Source organism: Candidatus Accumulibacter propinquus, from assembly GCF_056856495.1.
In genome coordinates this window covers 400,960-420,273 of the sequence record NZ_JBSEHC010000003.1, presented here as the reverse complement: position 1 = coordinate 420,273, position 19,314 = coordinate 400,960, and the positions used below count along the sequence as shown (strand labels likewise).

Here is a 19,314-nt window from a genome sequence, read left to right as displayed (position 1 = left end):
TCAATCGACCGCCTCGAGAACCTCGTCATCGGCAGCGCCTGCGGCGACTGTCGCTGGCCCCAGTGTTTCGAGGTAGCGACAAGCAAGCCCAAGGGTCAGGAAGTCGATCGACTCGATGTGCAAACGGATCCGCTGTCCCGGTTTCAGTTCCGGTGCCGACGGCACCCGCTGTATCAGCGGCAGGCCCTCCAACCGGGCCAGATTCTCGCGCCCGATGATCGTCGCCTCGATGGTATCCATGACCTGCTGGCGCAGCCAGCGCAGGCACCAGTAACGTTCCATGCTGCGCTGAAACTCGGCGTAAGCACTATAGGTCAGTTCGAAATCACGTAGCGCGGCGAAGAGTGCGTCAGAGCGCGCGGCGAAGGGAGGCGTCTGACCGTTCAGGCAGGCGATCAACTGCCACTGGTTGAGCAGGTCCACATAGCGGCGCAGCGGCGACGACGACCAGGCATACTGCTTGACCCCCAGGCCTTCGTGTGCCTGCGGCGAAGTGCTCATACGCACCTTGCCGCCAGTCTGTACCCGATAGATGGCGGCGACCTCCTTGTTGGCCAGCAGTCCGCCCCAGGTGCTGTTGGCGACAATCATCAACTCGGCAACCAGTTTGTCGAGTGGGCTGCCGCGCTTGCGTGCCGAGATGTCAACGCGACACGCCTCGGCATTACCGAGGTCGCCGTCGATCCGGAAGTTGTAGTCGTGCTGGCCCTGCATCGCCGATGCCTTGCCCCGCCGACCTTCGCAGGCATTCGCCAGTTGCCAGAGGGTCATCAGCTCGTCGCGAAAAGCAAAGTCGCTCAGGCCCTCGGCGATCGATTGCTCGTTGAACAGCGGTTCGAGGTCGTGGTGCCGCAGGTTGGCGACGACGGGGACAACTTCGAGAAGTGTTTCATGGGCCGAGATCTCGAACTCCGGCGTCACGGTGAGATACAACGAAACGGCCGGGCAATCGCGGCCGCAGCCCAGCGTGAAAGCGTCGAGCACGCCATTCGGCAACATCGTGATCTTGCTGCCCGGCAGGTAGACCGTCGACAGCCGTGCGCGTGCGATTTCGTCCAGTGGCGATCCCGGCGCAATGCCCAGCGCCGGCGCCGCAATGTGGATGCCGACCCGCCAGCCCAGACCTGGCAGCTTCTGCAGCGAAAAAGCGTCGTCGATCTCGGTCGTCGTCGCATCGTCTATCGAAAATGCCCGCACCTCGGCCCGCGGCAGACCGCTCGGCAAACCTGGCAACTCGACTGCCGGGAAAGTCGTGCCGTGCGGGAACTGTTCGAACAGGAAGCGCTGCAGGTGGTAGTCGTGGGCCGAGCGGATGGCGCCACACCTTTCGAGCAGGTGTGCGGCCGACAGGCCCGTCTCGCTGCACGCCGCTTCAAGCGCCTTGGTCTCGCCGCGGTTGCGATCGGGTCGATAGAGCAACTGACCGAGCAGCGGCGGAAACTCGGCTGGCAGCGCAAATGTCTTGAGCTCGGCAACCATGCGTTCGATGGTCAGGGCTTGCTGCCGCTTCTTCTCCAAACCGGTGAGTGCCGCCTGGAGGATGTCGGCAGGTGCCTTGCGGAAGCGGCCCTTGCCCTTGCGATGGAAGTAGATGGGTGCCGCATGCAGGGCCAGCAGCAGCGCTGCCGCTTCGACCGCCGTGGCGGCGTGACCAAAGTATTCGTTGGCCACATCGGCGAAGGAAAACTCCCCGTCAGCCACGCATTCCCAGAGAAAATCAGCCTCGATCCCGGTCGCCAGGACTTCGGCCTGATCAAGCAGCAGCGCTGGCGCCGGTTCACTGTAACGCAAGAGGACGTTTGCCGTCTTGATCTTGCTGCGTTTTCCGGAGGCCGTCTCGACCTGCAGGGATCTGTCGTTGTCGGCGACCAGGGTGGCCGCCTTGAAGGCCCCGTCTTCTTCGAATAGAACATGCATCGCAGTGATTATAACCCACAGAATTCAATGATTTGCGGCACGAGTTCGGGGAAGCGCGTAAAGCTGTGGTCGCCGCCTTCGAGGACCACCTGTCGGCTACCGGCGTAGCGCTCGACCGCCTGCCGATAGTCCAGCACTTCGTCCCCGGTCTCCACCAGCAGCAGGTAGCGCGCGGATGAGACCGTCGCTGCTGAAAGCGCACGTAATTGTTCCACGTGTTCGAAAGTGAACTCGAAACTCACGCCGGTGTGAAAGTTGGTGTGCGTTCCCACCAGGCTGCTGAGGAGGACCGGTGCCATCACCGCGGGGTTGATCAGGACTGCGCGCAGATCGTGCTTTTCGGCCAGCCAGGTCGCGTAGTAGCCACCGAGTGAACTGCCGACGACTACGGTCGGGCCTTCGGCATCTGCCAGAGCCGCTTCGGCGCAGGCCATCGCCTCAAACGGAACAGGCGAAAGGAACGGGCACACAAAGCGATCAGCCAAACCGGCCGCTGCGAGGCGTTCGCCAAGCATCCGGGCCTTCCAGGACGCCGGCGACGAGCAAAAGCCATGCAGATAGAGAATTTGCGGGCCCACCACCTCAGCCGCTCGTCCAGGATACCCAGCCGTAATGCCAGGTCGCCAGCACGACGATGCCGAAAGCGATCCGATACCAGGCAAAGATGGAAAAATCGTGCGTGCTGATATAGCGCAGCAAGCCGCGCACCGCCCAGAAGGCCGAAACGAAGGCTGCCAGGAAACCAACGCCCCACATCCCGAGGTCGTCGAAGGAAAGTAGCGCCCGTTCCTTGTAAAGCTGGTAGATGGTGGCACAGATCAACGTCGGGATCGCCAGAAAGAACGAAAACTCGGTGGCCGCGCGGCGCGACAGCCCGAAAAAGAGACCGCCAATAATCGTCGCTCCCGAGCGTGAAGTTCCCGGTATCAGGGCCAGCGCCTGTGCGCAACCCAGCTTCAGTGCGTCGCCCAACGAAAGCTCGTCGACCGATTCGATACGGATGCGATGCTGGCGCCGCTCCGCCCAGAGGATGATCAGTCCACCCACGATGAACGCCGTAGCCACGACCGGCGCGTTGAATAGATAGGCCTTGATGGTCTTGCCGAACAACAGTCCGAGGATCGCCAGGGGCAGGAAGGCAACCAGAAGGTTGAGGGCAAAACGTTGCGCTGCCCTATCACTTGGGAGCCCGAGCAGCACCTCCGCGATCTTCGCCCGGTATTCCCAGCACACGGCCAGGATTGCACCCGACTGGATGACGATTTCGAACAGCTTGCCGCGCTCGTCGTTGAAGTCGAGCAGGTCACCGGCAAGAATCAGGTGACCGGTCGAGGAGACCGGCAGAAATTCGGTGACGCCTTCGACGACCCCGAGAATCAGGGCCTTGAGGAGGAGCAGCAGATCCACGGCGACCTTTCGACAAAAAGGCGCATTCTAGCACTCAGGGTCGAGTTGCCCGCTCCAGTGCCGACAGCCAGGCCAGCGCATACCGGCGATCAGTACCACACATTTCCGGTGCCGGCTTCAGACCGGCACAAAAGCGGGGCCGCTCGGGCTGATCCCACAGACGGCAACGCAGATCATCGGTCAGGTTCGCACAGCACTCACCGGCCGGTTTGCCCTCGGGATGACCGGGGATCGGTGTATTGATCGAGGGTGCGATACAGCATGCCCCACATTGCGGCCGGCAATCGTGAAGCGGACTCATCGACCCCGCCTACAAACTTGCGCGTGCCGGCGCCAGCTGTTTCTCGCCGCTGCTGTCGACGCTGCCGTGTCCCAGTCGCCTGGAAAGGGTTGCCGCAGCGTCCCTGGTGCTCTGCGCCATCGGACTGTCCCAGTCCAGATCGAAACTCCCGATGATACCCAGCGAAGTGATGGCCGCGACCATGTGGCCGGTGTGATCGAAAACCGGCGCGCTGAAACCATTGATCCCCGGGTTAAAGCTGCCCGAAGCCCGTGCAATACCGCGGCGGCGGATTTCGTCGAGTCGTACGGTAAGCGCCTCGAGCAAGGCCGTCGGCGTCGCATTCCGCACCTCGGCCATCGCCAACACTTCGTTATCGAGCATCCTCCTGAGATAGGGCGAGCGGTAGAAGGCGGCGAAGGCCAGGCCAGTGGCCGACGCGGTCAGCGGCAGGACCACGCCGGTGCGCAGGGTGACCGTCACCGGGCCACCGGCCTCGACCCAGCGCACGCAGGTGGCGCCGTGGTTACCCCACATCGCCAGCGCCACGGTTTCACCGAGGCGCTCACAAAGATCGTCGAGCACAGGCCCCGCCAAGCGCACAGGATCGAGCCGCGCCAGGCTGGCCAGCCCGAGCTCAAGAGAAAACTCGCCGAGGTCGTAACGCCCGGTGTTGGCATCCTGCTCCACAAGCCCCATGCGCATGAAGCTCACCAGGTAACGGTGCGCCTTCGCTGCCGGCATCCCGGCGTTGCGGGCAACGTCGCGCAGCATCATCGAGCGCCCGTTGGCCGCCAATGCTCGCAACAGGCGCGCACCAACCTCGATCGACTGGATACCCTGGCGCTGTTTCGTGGATCTATGTCGTTTCGTGTGGAACGGGCGGTGGCCTTGTGGTTTTGAGGGGGCGGCGATGTCAAGGGCGGACGAAGTCCGGGCGTAGCCGAACCCTTGACATCGCCGCCCCCTCGCTTACGCTTCCTCCGGGCCGAGGGAGGCAGCCTGCCGCACTCGGCATGGAGGACAATAGCGGCCTTCCTTCTCTCGACCGGTTCCCCATGATTGAAACGCTGTTCACCCAGGCTCTGGGTCTTGTCGCTCCTTGGCAAGTGGATCAAGTGATCTTTACACCCGAAGCGGGGCGGATTGACTTCCAGGTGACGTTCAGCGCAGCAGTTCATGCCTGTCCGGCCTGTCGAACGGCGGCGCAGCCACTGCACGACCGCTTGGCGCGCTCGTGGCGTCATCTGGATTTTTTCCAGTATGAAGCTCATCTGCATGCCGCCGTGCCGCGCGTGGCCTGTGCCGTCTGCGACAAGGTGACACAGATTCCCGTGCCTTGGGCACGGGAAGGGAGTCGCTTCACCCTGCTGTTCGAAGCCTTGACGCTGATGCTGGCACCGACCATGTCGGTATTGGCGGCCGGCCGGCTGCTGCGTGTCCGCAGTCGCAGACTGTGGCGCGTGATCGAGCATCATGTGAACAAAGCGCGCGCCAAGGAAAGCCATGCCGAGGTTCGCGCCATTGGTGTTGATGAAACCGCCAGTAAGCGCGGCCAGACGTACATCACTGTTTTCCATGATCTAGACAAGCCGCGCCTGCTGTTTGCCACGCCTGGCCGGGATAAGGCCACGCTGGGGATGTTCGCCACCGACCTCACCGAGCATGGCGGCCAACCGAGCGCGATTACGCATGTCAGTATGGACATGAGTGGATCCTTTCAGGCCGGCGCCGCCGAACACTTTCCCGAAGCCGAGGTCTGCTTCGACAGATTTCACGTGGTCGCCCTGGGCAGCACGGCCCTGGACGAGGTGCGCCGTGCGGAGGTCAAAAGCGAACCTGAACTCAAAGGCACCCGCTGGAGCCTGCACAAGAAACCCGCCGACTGGACCATCAAGCAAACCCAGACCATGCACTGGTTGCAGCGCTCCAACCTCAAAACCGCACGTGCCTGGCGCATCAAGGAAGCGTTGCGCGCGATCTATGCCACGGCCAAGACACCTGACGAGGCCAAGCCCCTGTTGAAGCGCTGGCTCAGTTGGGCCTGTCGTTGCCGACTGGAACCCTTCAAGCGCCTCGGCAGGACCATTACCAAGCACCTTCCTGGCGTACTCAACGGCTTCGAATCCGGCAAACACAACGGCCGTGTCGAAGCAATGAATAGAGCTCTTCAGGAGGCACGTGCCCGCGCCCGCGGCTATCGCCGCGTCGACAACTTCATCGCCATGGCCTACCTCATCGCCGGGAAACTCATCCATTTGCCCGTATCTCCCTTCGTCCCTTTCAGGCCCGTTCCACACGAAACGACCTAAACCCTGTTTCGTTGGTTCGACGGTGGCGCTCTCGTTCATCGACCATTCATGCGGTGGGTCGTGGGGTTTTTCAGAGCAGGGCCCGCAGGGCAGTGTCGTAGTCGGGCTCGTCCTTGATTTCGCCTACCAATTGGCTGTGCAACACCCGGTCGTCAGCGTCGAGAACAATCACCGCGCGTGCGGACAGACCCGCCAGAGGGCCGGTACTCAGCGCCACTCCGTAGTCTTCAAGGAACTCTCGACCACGCATGGTGGACAGCGTCACCACCTTGTCCAGACCTTCGGCACCACAGAAGCGACTCTGTGCGAAGGGCAGGTCGGCCGAGATACAGAGCACCACCGTATTTTCCAGTTCGCTCGCCTTCTGGTTGAACTTGCGTACCGACGTCGCACAGGTCGGCGTGTCGATGCTCGGGAAGATGTTGAGGACCTTGCGCTGTCCGGAAAAACTGCTGAGCGCTCGGTCGGCGAGATCCTTGCCGACCAGCGTAAAAGCTTTCGCCGTCTGGCCTTCTCGCGGAAAACTGCCGTTCACCTGCAACGGATTTCCGGCTAGCGTGACTGTGCTTGTCATATTGCGTCCTTTGTTGAATGTCAGAGTAGGGGAAGTACTGTCTCGACTGGCGACTGCTGGCGTCAGTGCTCCTTTGTCCTTGTTTGGCGCCGGGAGTTCAGCACGTCGCCTCTAATGCTATCAAAGCTTCCGATACAGTTCGGCCCCCGCCTTGACGAACTCGATCGCCTTGCCCTCCATACCTTTCGCCAGCGCCTCGGCATCACTCATGCCCTGTGCCACGGCGAACTCCCTCACCTCCTGGGTGATCTTCATCGAACAGAAATGCGGACCGCACATCGAACAGAAATGCGCAACCTTGGCCGAGTCCTTGGGCAACGTTTCGTCGTGGAACTCGCGCGCCTTGTCGGGGTCGAGGCCGAGGTTGAACTGATCCTCCCAGCGAAACTCGAAACGCGCTTTCGACAAGGCATTGTCCCTGATTTGCGCGCCCGGGTGACCTTTGGCCAGATCCGCAGCGTGCGCCGCCAGTTTGTACGTGATGATCCCTGTCTTTACGTCATTCTTGTCCGGCAATCCGAGGTGTTCCTTCGGCGTCACGTAACACAACATGGCGGTACCGAACCAGCCGATCATCGCCGCACCGATGCCACTGGTGATGTGGTCGTAACCCGGCGCGATGTCGGTGGTCAGCGGGCCAAGCGTGTAGAACGGCGCCTCCTTGCAGTATTCGAGCTGCAAGTCCATGTTCTCCTTGATCATGTGCATTGGCACATGGCCCGGACCTTCGATCATCACCTGTACGTCGTGTTTCCAGGCGATGTCCGTCAATTCACCCAGGGTCTTCAGTTCACCGAGTTGGGCCTCGTCGTTGGCGTCGTAGATCGAGCCGGGACGCAGGCCGTCACCAAGGCTGAAGGCAACATCATAGGCCTTCATGATTTCGCAGATTTCTTCGAAGTGCGTATAAAGGAAACTCTCGCGATGATGGGCAAGGCACCATTTGGCCATGATCGAGCCACCTCGCGAGACGATTCCGGTGAGGCGCCCGGCGGTCAACGGGATATAACGCAGGAGCACGCCAGCGTGGATCGTGAAATAGTCGACGCCTTGCTCGGCCTGCTCGATAAGAGTGTCGCGAAAGATTTCCCAGTTCAGTTCTTCGGCCTTGCCATTGACCTTCTCGAGCGCCTGGTAGATCGGCACCGTACCAATCGGCACAGGGCTGTTACGAATGATCCACTCGCGCGTCTCATGGATGTTCCTGCCGGTCGACAGATCCATGACCGTATCGCCACCCCAGCGGATGGCCCAGGTCATCTTTTCGACCTCCTCCTGGATGCTTGAACCGAGTGCCGAATTACCGATGTTGGCGTTGATCTTGGTCAGGAAATTGCGCCCGATGATCATCGGCTCGCTTTCCGGGTGATTGATGTTGCACGGGATGATCGCTCGACCCCTTGCCACCTCGGAGCGGACGAACTCCGGGCTGATTTCTTCCGGAATGCTGGCGCCGAAATCCTTGCCCCGGTGCTGGCGGCAGAGGATTTCAACAAAACGCTGGCCTTGCGGACCGGAGGCCTGCAACTGCTCGATGTAGCCGCGACGGTTATTGTTCTCGCGGATCGCCACATATTCCATTTCCGGGGTAACGATGCCGCGCCGCGCATAGTGCATCTGACTGACATTGGCCCCAGCCCTGGCGCGCAAGGGTCGGCGCTGCAAACCAGGGAAGCGCAATTCATCGAGCGCCATGTCGGCGGCTCGGATGCGCCCAAACTCAGAACTCAGAGCAGCCAGTGGTTCACTGTCATTCCTCTCGGCAATCCACTGCGCCCGCAGCGCCGGCAAGCCCTTGCGGATATCGATTCTCGCCGTCGGATCGGAATAGGGTCCCGAGCAGTCGTATACATAGATCGGAGGGTTTTTTTCGCCACCAAAATCGGTGCCGGTATCCGATTGAGCAATCTCCCGCATCGGAACACGAATGTCCGGCCGACTACCGACGACGAAGATCTTTCGGGAATTGGGTAGCGGCTTGATCGCCGCCTCGTCCACATGAGCGGCGGCGGCGATGAATTTTTCGTTAGCGTTCATGGTGATTCCTGGCAAAAGGCGGTGGCAAAGGCGCGGCGGACACAAGGAACGAGCGAGGGCCAAGCGGGGCGAGGAGAGCGGCAAAGAAGATACTGCGCAAGGAAACCTGCGCTCCGCTTCCCTACGACGGCATGACCCGTACAGGTTCGAAGGGACTCTCTCAGCCACAGCGAAACCGCTATGGCACCCCCAACGTAAGCAGCCAAGTTACTGGAATTGCCCGCCTTTAGCAAGGCGCTTGACGCCCGCTCGCCCACCAGGAGCGGAGCGCTGCGCGGTTGTCGGCAGCCCAAAATGGACACTGGCCAAGCGCGACGCCGCTTGGCCAGTGTAGTCCACTGTTCAAAGCAGCCGCATCAATTGATCATGGCCACCACCAGGACGCCGTCGTCACCGAATGCGACCTTGTAGGAGGTCTCCTTGTAGGTCTTGTTGTCGGCCAGGAGTGTTGTCTTCACGGTGTATTTCTTGCCCTTGGCCGAAGCGGGCAGTTTGAACTTGGAGTTGGTCTCGTAACGCCCGCTCCCATCCACTGCGGCCACTCGTTCGGACTTTTCTTCGACCAGTTTGTTGTTCTCATCATAGATGGCGTACTTCTGGGTAACCTCAGGCGCCTTGTCGCCGTAGCCGATCAGGTCGGTATTCGAGGTCACCTGTACCTCTCGTTGCCCATCCTTCTCAGGCACACCTGGCTTGACGACGGTTTCGAACTTTGCCGGTTTCACTTCGTCCTTCGGAATGATCTGGCCTTTTTTCTTGTACTCGTTGTTAACCTGGCTAGCACTCGCCACTTTCTTCGACTCGAAATACCACCCGATCATGAACCCCACCGCCGCGCCCATCGCCGCTCCGGCTAGACAACTGTGGCCGGTCGCGGAAGCCAGCGCGCAGCCAGCGGCGGCGCCAATGAGTGCGCCAGTCGCTCGATCATCCATCCTCTTCGATCCGTCCGGATTGGTGACACAGGCCGTGATCAAGAAAATGCTTGCCAGCGCCGCCGCACTGCGGCGCAAGGTAAAACAATGCTTCGTCATACTCCCCCCCTGAAATCCATCCTATTGCGATTTGACGGCTATAGGATCATCAATGCCAACCGTGAAGACCACGGGGCGCTGCTCCTTCTTCGTCAATTCCATGACCCGCTCGGTGACATAGCTTTGCAAGGTCGATGGACGAATCAGACCGTCCTTCCTGAAATCCGCCCCACCGCGAATCCCTTCAATGATGGCTTTGGTAAACGCTCCGTTTCCCCATGCCGGGTCTTCCTGCGAAAGCTCCTTGCCCGTTGAGGAAGCGAATACGATTACCCCGCGCTCTTCGTTGATTTCGTTCAGGGCCTTGGTCAAGTCCGGGTTGGTCGATTGACCTGGACGGGCGTTCACTCCCGAGTGACAGGTATCGATAAAAAATGCTGCACGCCCCTTGAGGCCGAGGAGGGTGCGGGAAATCTCTTCTCCGGGAACCCAGCGCTGCGGAGCATTCTTCTGCTTCCACAGATCAAACTCCTGGGTACTCTTGAACGCCGAACGCGACGGCAGAACGTCCGGGTCACCTGGAATGAAATAATACGCGGGCCCCACCCGATCGCCGTGCCCGGCCATGAACACGATGCCGGCATCCTTCTCGCCAACGTTTTCCCGCAACCAGCGCAGACCCTCGAGGATTTTTTCTCGGGTCGCCTGCTCGTTGATCAACAACCGGGGCACCGCGGTGCCATACAGCTTTCCGGCCTGCCGAACCATGTGGTAATTGAAGTCCTGAGCATCCTTCTCCGCAAGGTCCAGTTTCCACTCTTCCGGGTACTTGCTGACCCCGATGATCAATAAATAGAGCTTCTCAAAACGGGCTTCAGTGACCTTGGCAGGTTCAACACTGCGCCGGACATTGACCACAACCGGCTCGGATTTGCCATTCTTGTTGGCTGCAAACAGCCTGATCTGGCTATCCACAGGTGGTACTGCCACCTGCACTTCCTGAACATCGCCGCGCGTACTCCGCAAAGCCCTGTTGTCGAGTGATCGGACAAGCTTGTCATTGACCCGCACCTTGACTTCGCTCACCGGTGCATCCGGCGGGCTGCGCAGAGCGAATCGCACCGGAACCGTATTCGCCGAGGTCTCGATCTGACTGTCGGTCTGCAGATCGATCACCGGCGGCAGCACCGTGGCTACCGCCGTCTTTTCGAAAGCCAGCGGTGCCTGCGGTGGTGGCACCGGTGCTGCGGGCTTGCTGGTTACAGCCGTTGGCCGTACGGTGGGTTCGCTCACTGCCAGAGCGACCGCGGCAGCTTGCACCCGACGTACTGCCTCCCCCTCATCCATCGTCTGAACAATGCCCTGGATGATTTCCGGACGATAGAAGCGGTCCCGGAATCGGCCAACCGAGAAGAAGTCGGAAGCCTGGTTCATGCCCCGGTTAAGGTGCCAGCCAACCAGATCTTCACCGTCCAGAGAGGTGTCGTAGTAACCTGCCGGCGACCAGATGATCCATCGTTTGCCGTCAACGTGGACGAAGAGTGAAAGTTGCTCCTTACCGTCCTGCATGCGATACCAGCGCACCGTGCCGTCCCCCAGCGCTGCGAGCACCCATCTGCCATCGCCGGAAATATTGACCGCCCACGCCGCTGCAGGCGTTCGCTGCTCCCAGAGTGGATTGCCGTCACCGTCAAAAGCTCGCAGATACCATTCTGTTCCGAGTACAAAGCGCTGCTTGTCAGGGGATAGCGCGACGCTACGAGAAACCTCGCCCGGACGCAGGGCGAGTGCTCGTGAACCGACCTTCGGTGCAGTCGAGTTCTTCCAGTTGCTCGGCCCGCCGCTCCAGCCTGGCAGCCGCGGAGGATCGACCTTTGCATCCGCTGTGTAGGCTCGGATGTCACCTTTCGCAAGATCGAACAGCAGAGCCTCGCCGCCACGCGTCGTCGGGAAGGAAACGCGTTGGGCGTCCGCTGCCACCTTGAACTTGTCGTCAGCGTCGCGGAAGTCACCGGTCTGTGGTCGGGCGAAAAGGCGCCGCTTTCCGCTACCGTCGAAGGTGGCCCAGGACGGCTCGGCACTGGCCGCGATAAAACCATCGCGCAGCGGTGCCAGCGAAGTCACGATGTTGCTGAACCCGGCAAGTTCGCGACCCGGGCCGCGGCCCGCGTCGACAAAGCCGAAGACGGCGAAACGCTCGCTGGCCCTGGCTGTTCCGGCGCCGATCAGCAAGCTGCCGTCGGCCGTCCAGGCGACGCGCCCAAGATTGCCCTCCGGAGTGGCCGCTGTCGAGTAACGCACCGACAGCGACGCTGCATCCAGAACGTCAATGTGGCCAGCGTCCTGATAACCCACCGCGATCAGGCTTCCGTCAGGGGAAAACGCCACGGCATATGGCCGTCCACCCGGCATCTGCTTCCTCGCTGTCCGTGTCAGACCGCGTTTATCTACGCGGTACAAGCGAATGCTGCCGTCGAGGCTGCAGGTGACCAAACGACCGTCGGCCGCAAAATCGGCGCCGTAGATGGCCTCGTTGTACTCCGGGTCACTACCGACAAATGCAAGGTTGCGCTGAAATATGCGCAAGCCCGATTGTCGCAGACCAACTGCCACAAACTGGCTGTCCTTCGACCACGCCAGTTGCGTCAGCGGCGCTTCCAGACCGGATAGGGTGCTTTTCGGGGGAAGGCGGCCGGTCGATCGATCAAACAGATAAAGCGAGTGACTCTTCCCGTCAAAAGCGGCGTTACCGCCAAGCGCCACCTGTTTGCCGTCCGGTGACAAAACAGCCGCGTAAAGGGCGCCCACACTTTCCGGTCCAACCGGCGGGCGAAGAACGGAGAGCAGGCGTCCTGTAGTAGCATCCCAGACACGCGCGGTCTTGTCCTCCGACGCAGACACTATCCAGCGCCCCTGAGCGTCGGTGCTGACGCGGGTCACCAGTGACAAATGCGCCCCCGCCTCAATGCGCAAGATGGGCTCGGTTGACAGCTGTGCTGACGCACCTCCAGGCGAGCCCATGCAGGCCGCCATGGCGACAAGCAGGAGCGTCCGGAGAATTTTCGTGAGGATCATTCTTTACCGATTGAAAGGGACTACCGGACCAGAATCTCCACCCTGCGGTTGCGTGGCTCGGCTGTTTCGTCAGGTGTTTCTATCAATGGCTCGCGTTCACCGCGGCCGGCGGTCTGAATCGCGTCGTCGGCGAGTCCTCGCTCCTGCAGCCGCTTCTTGAATGACTCGGCGCGACGCTTGGCAAGACGATCGTTGTCAGCCACTGTACCCACCCGATCAGTGTGGCCGACAACAACAATGTCCGGTGCCGGACGCGCCGTGATCTCCGCCATGATCGCCTCGAGGTCACGTTTCGACGCTGGCGTGAGTTCGTCGCTCCCTTCCAGGAAATAAAGCGTGAAGCGCGCCACGGGCGGGGGAGAGGCGTCCAGAGCCGCTGCATAACGCTTCTTCACGTCCTGCTCGCTGCTTGTTCCTTCTTCGAAACCGCCGCCCAGAGTCGAACTTGCCGCCTGATACGGTTGATCGAGTTTGATCGGTTTGCCGCCTTCCACAGGTTTGACATTCAGCGTTCCGGCCTGACCCGTGCGGTCGGGCAGCAATACGTAATTGTCCCGATGCGCGCAAGCGCTGGCCGTAAGAGCGAGTGCAAGTATGATCAGTAGCCTGTTCATTGCTTATTCCCCAACGCTGACAACGTAATTCTTGGCCGTTCCGCTGAGTTCGGCTTTGGGCGTCACCATCCGCATGGCATCTGGAGCCTGCTTGGCGATGTTACCCGCCTGTACCGAGACGGTTCCTCGCTTGATGTAGGCATCGAACGCTCCCATATAGGTGGTCGAATCGTAAGCATAGCGTTGCAGGATTACCTCGGCATCGGGGCCGAGTGACAGCGTCGAGTTGTCGTTGAACATGACACCAACCGAACCGTTTCCGCCCGTCTGGATAACGTCTTTCTCCTTGAGACGGGCGCCCACCAGGCCGGGATAGCGTTGCCCGTCACGCTCGATACTGACGACTCCTCGTGAAACCTTGATCTGTGCACCCCATATATTCCCGGCTTGCGGTGCAGCCTCTGCAGCAAAGACGGTGGCCGAGAACATTGATGCCAACCCAAACGCCACGCTGCCGAGGTGAATGCGAACCCTGATGTGTTTTCCTGTTCGAAACATGGTCGCTATCCCAAAAAACGTTGTTCGGAAGGAAAGCGCAGTGTAGCGCCGAAATACGCCCTTGGCGATGCCAAAAACGCTCGCTGGCCGGGCCAGCAGTGGTCCAGAGACAAAAAAACGACGACACCGTGCCTTTCAACCCGGCGCCGGGGTTGCGGGCGCACCCGCACAAGCTTCCCGCCTGGCTCCCTATCCTGGTCCCTTTGGCTTCCCTGATGGAATCGAGCGCACCAAAAAAAGCAGAATAAGTCTGGCCGGTCCATCAGCAATCGAGGTTGCGCAGGCAAGACCGGACCGACAAAACAAAAAAAGCCACCGATGACGGAAAACCGTCATCGGTGGCCTCAAGCAAACAATTATTTCTTGGCGTCGCCGATAACGCCAGCTTCGTTGGCTGCGGTGTTGCCCTTGCCAACAGCAACCGCTGCTGCATTCTTCTGCTCGGCCTTGATCTTGGTATCACCCTTGATCTCGGTGTTGCCCTTGATGGCGCCGGCGGTGTTCTTGGCGACGTTGTCCTTACCTACTGCAACTGCAGCCACATTCTCCTGCTTGGCTTTGATCTCGGTGTCGCCCTTGATCTTGGTCTGAGCAAAAACCGGGGAAGCGGCAAAGACGGCGGCCAGGACGAGGGTAGCGATAGTGCGCATAGAATTTCTCCTTGGTTAATTGATATGGTTGGTACTACGATGTCTGCCGTTAGCCGGCAACAACCTTGAACACCACGCGGCGATTTTTCGCATCGCGAGGATCCAGGTCTCTTAACGGATCGGTTGAACCCTTGCCAACCGGCACCAGCCGCTTGCGTTCAACCGCTCCCTTGTCCGCAATGAACCTGACAACAGCATTGGCACGCTCGCGCGACAACGCCAGGTTCTTCTCGGGATTACCCTCCGCATCGGTGTGTCCTTCGACAATCACGCAGCGGTCAGGTGTCAGTGCGAGAATCTTTCCTATTTCGGTCAGTGTGCTCCCGGACGCCGGAGTGATCACCGCGCTACCCGGACGAAACTGGATCGGAAACTGCACCGCTGTAGCTCGTACATCCGGTGGCAACGCCGCACAGTCCAGCGGGCCACTGCTCGCCGCGGGTGCGCTGGCCGGCGCCTGCGATGCGTCGCCGTCAAAAACGATGGCACGTGTCCGCTTCTTCTTCGGAGCCTCCGAGGGTTCGGTCATCGCCCGCTTCAACTCCTCGAGACTGGATGCTTCATCATCGGCTGCCCGCGCCGGAACCACGCTAACACCATTGGCCAGTGTCAGAAGAGCCACAAACGCTGCACGATAGAGGTTCATTTTCATTGGGTTTCTCACTTGCAAATGTTGATGACTTCTTTGGTCGTGACGACGATATCCTTGGGGGCCTTCTGGCCAGGTTTCACGGTACCCACGTTAACGTCGCACGTGCCAGCTCGCTTACTTCCGATGTTAACCACCTGTTTCTTCAAGTTGGGGTCCGACTCGGGGTTACCGCCCTTCTGCCAGGCCTTGGCCATGGCGTTGTTCACCTTCGTCTGAGAAGAGGCATTCAAGCCCTGCACGGCAAACGCGACGCCCGACGACGCGCACAGGATCATGATCACAAGGTATCGCACAAGCCCGGATCTATTTGCATTCATCACTGACAATCGCTCCTATGTTGGTACACGCTTTCTTGTTCCGTCCCGAAACGACCGTTGTTACGTTGCTGGCCGAAACATTGATTTTTGTGTTTCCCTTCTTTTCACCCTGTATAACGCCTACCCGGTTCTTTGCGATGACATTCTCGCCAACCGCAACTGCAGTTGTATTGTTCGTCGTGGCATTGATCTCGGTATTCCCCTGAATGCGCGTCGACTTCTGGGCCAGACCAGACTGGCAAACTCCCAGACCGGCCAGCAGGACCACCCCTACCCTGATAAGGTCAAACTTGCTCATGGCAAATCTCCAGCCTTGACACCAATCGGCAGTCGAACTGGCGGGCGACCTTTCAGGAACGCAGCGCGCATTGCTGCCAGTTCGCTTTCCGGAATGCCGAGTCGGGCTGCGGAAAACGATCCTGCATCCGGTGTAAACATCAGGTACGCGTGCATCTCGTTGATCAGGAGATCTTCATCCTCGACCGAGTAACGCATGCTGGCAAGGAATCTTTTGAATGCTTCTTTCTGGCGTTCACTCAGTCCATCTGCCCAGAAGGCCCGACAATACTTGTTGTAAGCCGCGTTGGTGTGAAACTCCGCATGCGCAAGTTCGTGCAGGAGTATCGCGTAACGGGCATTGCTGGTCACCCCGGGCTCATTCGCACGCCTATCCTGAACCTGCGGAATCGAAAGGATTACCGTGTGGGGCTTTTGCGACTGGTGGAATCCACGCCACTCCTTGATCAGGCCTTGCTCGTTGAGAAAGTCCCGAAGTGCGTACTCTTCAGGAAAAAGTTCGACCTTGTCCCGATCCGCCAGGTTGAAGAACTGCACCAGGTCGGAGACTCGCAGGTCGTGTCCAGCCGCAAAACTTGCAAAGGTCCTGTTTGCTGCAACGATGTATTTTGCTAGCTCCTCCGAGGTCAGCACCCGGGGATAAGGCTCGGTGTATTGCTGTTCCTTGAGTTGTGTCACCCGGTTGAACGTCCGACCCAACAACTCCAACCCAGGCATGTCCAGAATCCAGATTTCGCTGTTGGGCGTATAACGCCAAGCTACCGACACGTCGGACTTTGCATGGAATATCGTCTTCAGGTCGCCATCCTTGACCTCATAGGCATGAAGATGTCCACTCTCCAGCAAGGTGACGATCAGGCCAATCAACAACAACACCGATTTCACGAATTGAGGCAGGCGCACAGGTTTCTCCAACTTCGTCAAAGACTGTCCAAGGGACTCCAATCAGTTCTTCTCCGTGACTGTCACGCCCTCACCCTTTTTTCCCCACCGGATAGAATAGACCTTCCGGGTCTTCTTCGATACATACTCGGCCGCACCTCGGGAAATTTTGTGGCCATCAATATAAAGTTGATCGTTGATGATGACGACTCCTTCAATGTCGGCATCCGGATCAATAGATCCTTGTTCGTTGGCAACCGTATTCTTGGACCCTGCACCTGCCTTCACACCAACTCCCGAAAGATCGACAGACACCTGCGCTCCAGCAAGCATGGAGAAGAACATCAGAACTGGTGCAAGAGGAAAACGCATTACCTAACTCCTCGTAAGGTGCAGGTGCCCGGCGCCGGAATTGGTTCCCTCATCTTCGAGTAACCTGCCGTGCCCCACACCAGACACACGTTTATTCACTGCGCTCTCTGTAGCTATTGGCGCGCAGACGGTTATCGTGCGCAGACTGACCGGCCGGGGTATAAGGTTGATGCACTGTCGTCCCCGGTACTGGCGCTAAAATAACCTGATTAGTTGCAGACACCTCATCCCCATTCAGGCGGTTGGCGTTCGCCCGCACTCGATCGTATGCGGCACTGTTGGCTGCCTGAGAACCAGCGCCTGTCCAACCATTTGCGCCATCAATAATGACGATGTTCTGACTGGATCCGTCTTCGATCCGGCTCACTGTGGCGCGTTGACGGTTTTCCCTCGCCGACTGTGCGGCACTGCTCGCGCCAGCAACACCACTCGAAACAGTATTCGACCCAGGGCCCACGATAATCTCTCCCGCAGCCAGCTGCCCATAGGAAACAAGCAAACAAGCAACAGCCCCCGCCGCAAACAGCCAAGACAGCCGTGTTGAATTTGTCTTCATTGAATGGGTCCAGTGGCAATTTCACTCACTGCGGCGTAACCGTAATATCAACCATGCTGGTAACGGCAGTAGGATTGTTCTGCTTGAACTGACCGATAACATCGTCTACCGACCTGACCGGCAATGGGGAAAGATCACGCGCCCCACGCAAAGCGCTCGGCACGATCAACTCCCGATCAGAACCGATACACGCTACACGCTCCGGGCCCGGTTTGTCGAAACGGATCTTGAACCCACCCGAAGGCAGTCTGACACCCGCCCCTGCCGGAACCGACGAATCGGATCGAAACTGATTCGGAAAAATTCTGGCGGTGGTCGTCGATACGTCCTGGTAGTAGCAATACGCCGTGCCCTGTGCATTCATCGATAAGGTCATGTTGAGGAATTCGCCAACTCTATACGATGGCTTGCTTCCTCGGTCAGTGTCGAGCTTCATCCGGAAGATTGGATTCGGGGCACCTGCCGGACCAGCAGCCGGGCTGGCTACGACCTGAGTCGCAGCGGGCGGTCGAGGCGCAGCCGGGCTTACCCCGGGAACATAATTCGACTTCGGTCCTCCAGCGGCAGGGAGCGCAGCAATCTGGTTCTGGAGATCATCGAGAAGGCTTGCGTAAAGGTCGAAATTGACGACGCCATCGGCGACCAGGCCGGTAGTCGCCTGATACTCGGCGATCGACGCCTTAAGCGCAGCACTGGGGACTCCGTTGAGGGGACCGGCATAACGACCCATGCCCGCAAGCTTGCGTTGCACGAACAGGACGCGGTCGTTCTCCTTGGCATTGTCGTACCACTCCCGCGCCTGTTCACGGATCAACGGGTTAGTGAGGTCGGTATCCAGACATTTCCAGTAGGGAACCTGTGTGAATTTGCCGAGGGCCTCGATCAGTCCCAACTCAACAAGAGTGCGAGTAGCCGCGCCAACGCCTTCGCTACGACTGATGTCAATGTTGAAACTCAGACCTAGCTTGCCAATCTTTCCACCACCTTCACCAGCGACGCCACCCTTGCTAAGGACCAAGGTGTTTGAGGTGCTGGTAACCGGAATGATCTTTCGAGTCGCTGCATCCCCAATGCTGATATCCATACTGAGCAGGTCATAGCCATCGTCCTTCGATGCTCCGAGGTCCAGAAATGGCAACGAGAACCCGATACCCTTGTTCTTGCGGACAGTGTTGTCGTCCATCTGGGTAATCGAGCCGCGAATATAGTAATCGGGCATGGTCCGGTTTTGCTCACCACGGGCAGCAAAAAGGGCCGACAGGTCGTCGGCCGCCGAATGAAAGTCGATGAAATCAAAAGCGTTGCTTTTCACTGTCATCTTCGACACGGCAGTAATCAACATTTCCTTGGTGCCGGTCTTAACCTTGCCAGTCTCGTCAGGAATTCCCGCCGAAGTTATGGCAATGCCTTGCTTCCCGTAGGCGTAAAACAGCTCGTCCATACAGCGCAAGGATTGCGTGAAGTTAGTAATCGTCTTGATGGCCGGAGTTTTCGGTGCAGCACTCGTTTGCACCTCGGCACCAAGATCATCACCAATACTGGGCAGGGGAAACAGCGACAAGGCGATCAACGAGAGACGAAACGTTTTCATTATGACCCTTCGACATGGTTGACTGCACCTTGCCCACCACGGAAGCCTGAGTAACTCTGCCGGAAACGTCGATCGCAAGCACGGTCGTAGCCGCCGCGCTCCGACAACATTGCGGCCACGCGAGTTTGCAGTTCGTCTAGGCCATACACAGCTATTCTCACAGCTCCCCCTCCTGGCGCCAGACAGCATAGCCACCGCGAAACCTCGGACTTAAGCAGAGCAGTGTCCAAGCAGCACCTCTCGGAGCGAGAGAAACATCTGGCGAGACAACGGAGACTACGAAAACGTACCCCTGACCAGTGTTCTCGC

The 19,314-nt window shown here is 59.3% G+C and carries 20 protein-coding genes and 1 riboswitch; of the genes, 1 reads left to right on the top strand and 19 read right to left on the bottom strand.

Features of this window, described 5'->3' with window-relative positions:
• The 5 genes from AC15MQ_RS08060 to AC15MQ_RS08040 are packed head-to-tail and all read right to left on the bottom strand — an operon-like array spanning position 1 to position 4,441.
• Complete coding sequence (locus AC15MQ_RS08060) at positions 1-1,917, bottom strand: ribonuclease catalytic domain-containing protein (RefSeq protein WP_483079841.1); 1,917 nt, start codon at positions 1,915-1,917, stop codon at positions 1-3.
• Between the two features lie 8 nt (positions 1,918-1,925).
• Positions 1,926-2,498 (bottom strand): YqiA/YcfP family alpha/beta fold hydrolase, encoded by a 573-nt coding sequence (locus AC15MQ_RS08055; RefSeq protein WP_483079840.1) that lies wholly within the window; start codon positions 2,496-2,498, stop codon positions 1,926-1,928.
• A gap of 1 nt (position 2,499) precedes the next feature.
• Positions 2,500-3,324, bottom strand: coding sequence for an undecaprenyl-diphosphate phosphatase (locus tag AC15MQ_RS08050; RefSeq protein WP_483079839.1), 825 nt, complete (start codon positions 3,322-3,324; stop codon positions 2,500-2,502).
• Between the two features lie 34 nt (positions 3,325-3,358).
• Positions 3,359-3,625, bottom strand: coding sequence for a YkgJ family cysteine cluster protein (locus AC15MQ_RS08045; protein ID WP_483079838.1), 267 nt, complete (start codon positions 3,623-3,625; stop codon positions 3,359-3,361).
• Between the two features lie 9 nt (positions 3,626-3,634).
• Positions 3,635-4,441, bottom strand: coding sequence for an IclR family transcriptional regulator (locus AC15MQ_RS08040; RefSeq protein ID WP_483080627.1), 807 nt, complete (start codon positions 4,439-4,441; stop codon positions 3,635-3,637).
• A 221-nt stretch (positions 4,442-4,662) separates the two neighbouring features.
• Between AC15MQ_RS08040 and AC15MQ_RS08035 the strand changes: the two genes are divergently transcribed.
• Positions 4,663-5,916, top strand: coding sequence for an ISL3 family transposase (locus AC15MQ_RS08035; protein WP_332337375.1), 1,254 nt, complete (start codon positions 4,663-4,665; stop codon positions 5,914-5,916).
• A 70-nt stretch (positions 5,917-5,986) separates the two neighbouring features.
• Here the strand turns inward: AC15MQ_RS08035 and tpx are convergent, their stop codons facing one another.
• The 14 genes from tpx to AC15MQ_RS07965 all read right to left on the bottom strand — a co-directional run bounded on the left by tpx (position 5,987) and on the right by AC15MQ_RS07965 (position 19,005).
• The gene (tpx, locus tag AC15MQ_RS08030; protein WP_287653189.1) at positions 5,987-6,490 is read right to left on the bottom strand and encodes a thiol peroxidase; all 504 of its coding nucleotides are present in this window, start codon (positions 6,488-6,490) and stop codon (positions 5,987-5,989) included.
• Positions 6,491-6,610: 120 nt separating this feature from the next.
• Positions 6,611-8,527 (bottom strand): phosphomethylpyrimidine synthase ThiC, encoded by a 1,917-nt coding sequence (gene thiC, locus AC15MQ_RS08025; protein WP_483079837.1) that lies wholly within the window; start codon positions 8,525-8,527, stop codon positions 6,611-6,613.
• Between the two features lie 101 nt (positions 8,528-8,628).
• Positions 8,629-8,728: riboswitch (TPP riboswitch) on the bottom strand.
• 155 nt (positions 8,729-8,883) lie between these two features.
• Complete coding sequence (locus tag AC15MQ_RS08020) at positions 8,884-9,561, bottom strand: glycine zipper domain-containing protein (RefSeq protein WP_483079836.1); 678 nt, start codon at positions 9,559-9,561, stop codon at positions 8,884-8,886.
• Between the two features lie 21 nt (positions 9,562-9,582).
• Positions 9,583-12,474, bottom strand: coding sequence for a hypothetical protein (locus AC15MQ_RS08015; RefSeq protein ID WP_483079835.1), 2,892 nt, complete (start codon positions 12,472-12,474; stop codon positions 9,583-9,585).
• A 122-nt stretch (positions 12,475-12,596) separates the two neighbouring features.
• On the bottom strand, positions 12,597-13,118 hold the full coding sequence (locus AC15MQ_RS08010) for an OmpA family protein (protein ID WP_287653185.1): 522 nt from the start codon (positions 13,116-13,118) through the stop codon (positions 12,597-12,599).
• A 75-nt stretch (positions 13,119-13,193) separates the two neighbouring features.
• Positions 13,194-13,688 carry a FecR domain-containing protein gene (locus AC15MQ_RS08005; RefSeq protein ID WP_287667385.1) on the bottom strand — a complete coding sequence of 165 codons (495 nt, stop codon included), beginning with the start codon at positions 13,686-13,688 and terminating at the stop codon, positions 13,194-13,196.
• Positions 13,689-14,044: 356 nt separating this feature from the next.
• The gene (locus AC15MQ_RS08000; protein WP_483079834.1) at positions 14,045-14,338 is read right to left on the bottom strand and encodes a hypothetical protein; all 294 of its coding nucleotides are present in this window, start codon (positions 14,336-14,338) and stop codon (positions 14,045-14,047) included.
• A 49-nt stretch (positions 14,339-14,387) separates the two neighbouring features.
• The gene (locus tag AC15MQ_RS07995) at positions 14,388-14,990 is read right to left on the bottom strand and encodes an OmpA family protein (protein ID WP_287653182.1); all 603 of its coding nucleotides are present in this window, start codon (positions 14,988-14,990) and stop codon (positions 14,388-14,390) included.
• Positions 14,991-14,998: 8 nt separating this feature from the next.
• The gene (locus AC15MQ_RS07990) at positions 14,999-15,271 is read right to left on the bottom strand and encodes a hypothetical protein (protein WP_287653181.1); all 273 of its coding nucleotides are present in this window, start codon (positions 15,269-15,271) and stop codon (positions 14,999-15,001) included.
• 22 nt (positions 15,272-15,293) lie between these two features.
• Entirely contained in the window at positions 15,294-15,605 is a 312-nt protein-coding gene (locus tag AC15MQ_RS07985) for a hypothetical protein (RefSeq protein ID WP_287653180.1), read from the bottom strand.
• Positions 15,602-16,507, bottom strand: coding sequence for a hypothetical protein (locus AC15MQ_RS07980; RefSeq protein ID WP_287653179.1), 906 nt, complete (start codon positions 16,505-16,507; stop codon positions 15,602-15,604). The genes AC15MQ_RS07985 and AC15MQ_RS07980 overlap by 4 nt, the downstream gene beginning before the upstream one ends.
• 42 nt (positions 16,508-16,549) lie before the next feature.
• A complete protein-coding gene (locus AC15MQ_RS07975) occupies positions 16,550-16,858 on the bottom strand; it encodes a hypothetical protein (RefSeq protein ID WP_483079833.1) in 309 nt (102 codons plus the stop codon).
• Positions 16,859-16,949: 91 nt separating this feature from the next.
• Positions 16,950-17,414, bottom strand: coding sequence for a hypothetical protein (locus AC15MQ_RS07970; protein ID WP_483079832.1), 465 nt, complete (start codon positions 17,412-17,414; stop codon positions 16,950-16,952).
• Between the two features lie 25 nt (positions 17,415-17,439).
• Positions 17,440-19,005, bottom strand: coding sequence for a DUF4384 domain-containing protein (locus AC15MQ_RS07965; protein ID WP_287653176.1), 1,566 nt, complete (start codon positions 19,003-19,005; stop codon positions 17,440-17,442).
• Positions 19,006-19,314 lie beyond the last annotated feature (309 nt).

What these genes read in the sequence shown, in the direction of transcription:
- AC15MQ_RS08060 (WP_483079841.1), bottom strand. Translation starts at nt 1,917, where the DNA reads ATGCATGTTCTATTCGAAGAAGACGGGGCCTTCAAGGCGGCCACCCTG.
- AC15MQ_RS08045 (WP_483079838.1), bottom strand. Translation starts at nt 3,625, where the DNA reads ATGAGTCCGCTTCACGATTGCCGGCCGCAATGTGGGGCATGCTGTATC.
- AC15MQ_RS08035 (WP_332337375.1), top strand. Translation starts at nt 4,663, where the DNA reads ATGATTGAAACGCTGTTCACCCAGGCTCTGGGTCTTGTCGCTCCTTGG.
- tpx (WP_287653189.1), bottom strand. Translation starts at nt 6,490, where the DNA reads ATGACAAGCACAGTCACGCTAGCCGGAAATCCGTTGCAGGTGAACGGC.
- thiC (WP_483079837.1), bottom strand. Translation starts at nt 8,527, where the DNA reads ATGAACGCTAACGAAAAATTCATCGCCGCCGCCGCTCATGTGGACGAG.
- AC15MQ_RS08020 (WP_483079836.1), bottom strand. Translation starts at nt 9,561, where the DNA reads ATGACGAAGCATTGTTTTACCTTGCGCCGCAGTGCGGCGGCGCTGGCA.
- AC15MQ_RS08005 (WP_287667385.1), bottom strand. Translation starts at nt 13,688, where the DNA reads ATGTTTCGAACAGGAAAACACATCAGGGTTCGCATTCACCTCGGCAGC.
- AC15MQ_RS08000 (WP_483079834.1), bottom strand. Translation starts at nt 14,338, where the DNA reads ATGCGCACTATCGCTACCCTCGTCCTGGCCGCCGTCTTTGCCGCTTCC.
- AC15MQ_RS07995 (WP_287653182.1), bottom strand. Translation starts at nt 14,990, where the DNA reads ATGAAAATGAACCTCTATCGTGCAGCGTTTGTGGCTCTTCTGACACTG.
- AC15MQ_RS07985 (WP_287653180.1), bottom strand. Translation starts at nt 15,605, where the DNA reads ATGAGCAAGTTTGACCTTATCAGGGTAGGGGTGGTCCTGCTGGCCGGT.
- AC15MQ_RS07975 (WP_483079833.1), bottom strand. Translation starts at nt 16,858, where the DNA reads ATGCGTTTTCCTCTTGCACCAGTTCTGATGTTCTTCTCCATGCTTGCT.
- AC15MQ_RS07970 (WP_483079832.1), bottom strand. Translation starts at nt 17,414, where the DNA reads ATGAAGACAAATTCAACACGGCTGTCTTGGCTGTTTGCGGCGGGGGCT.
- AC15MQ_RS07965 (WP_287653176.1), bottom strand. Translation starts at nt 19,005, where the DNA reads ATGAAAACGTTTCGTCTCTCGTTGATCGCCTTGTCGCTGTTTCCCCTG.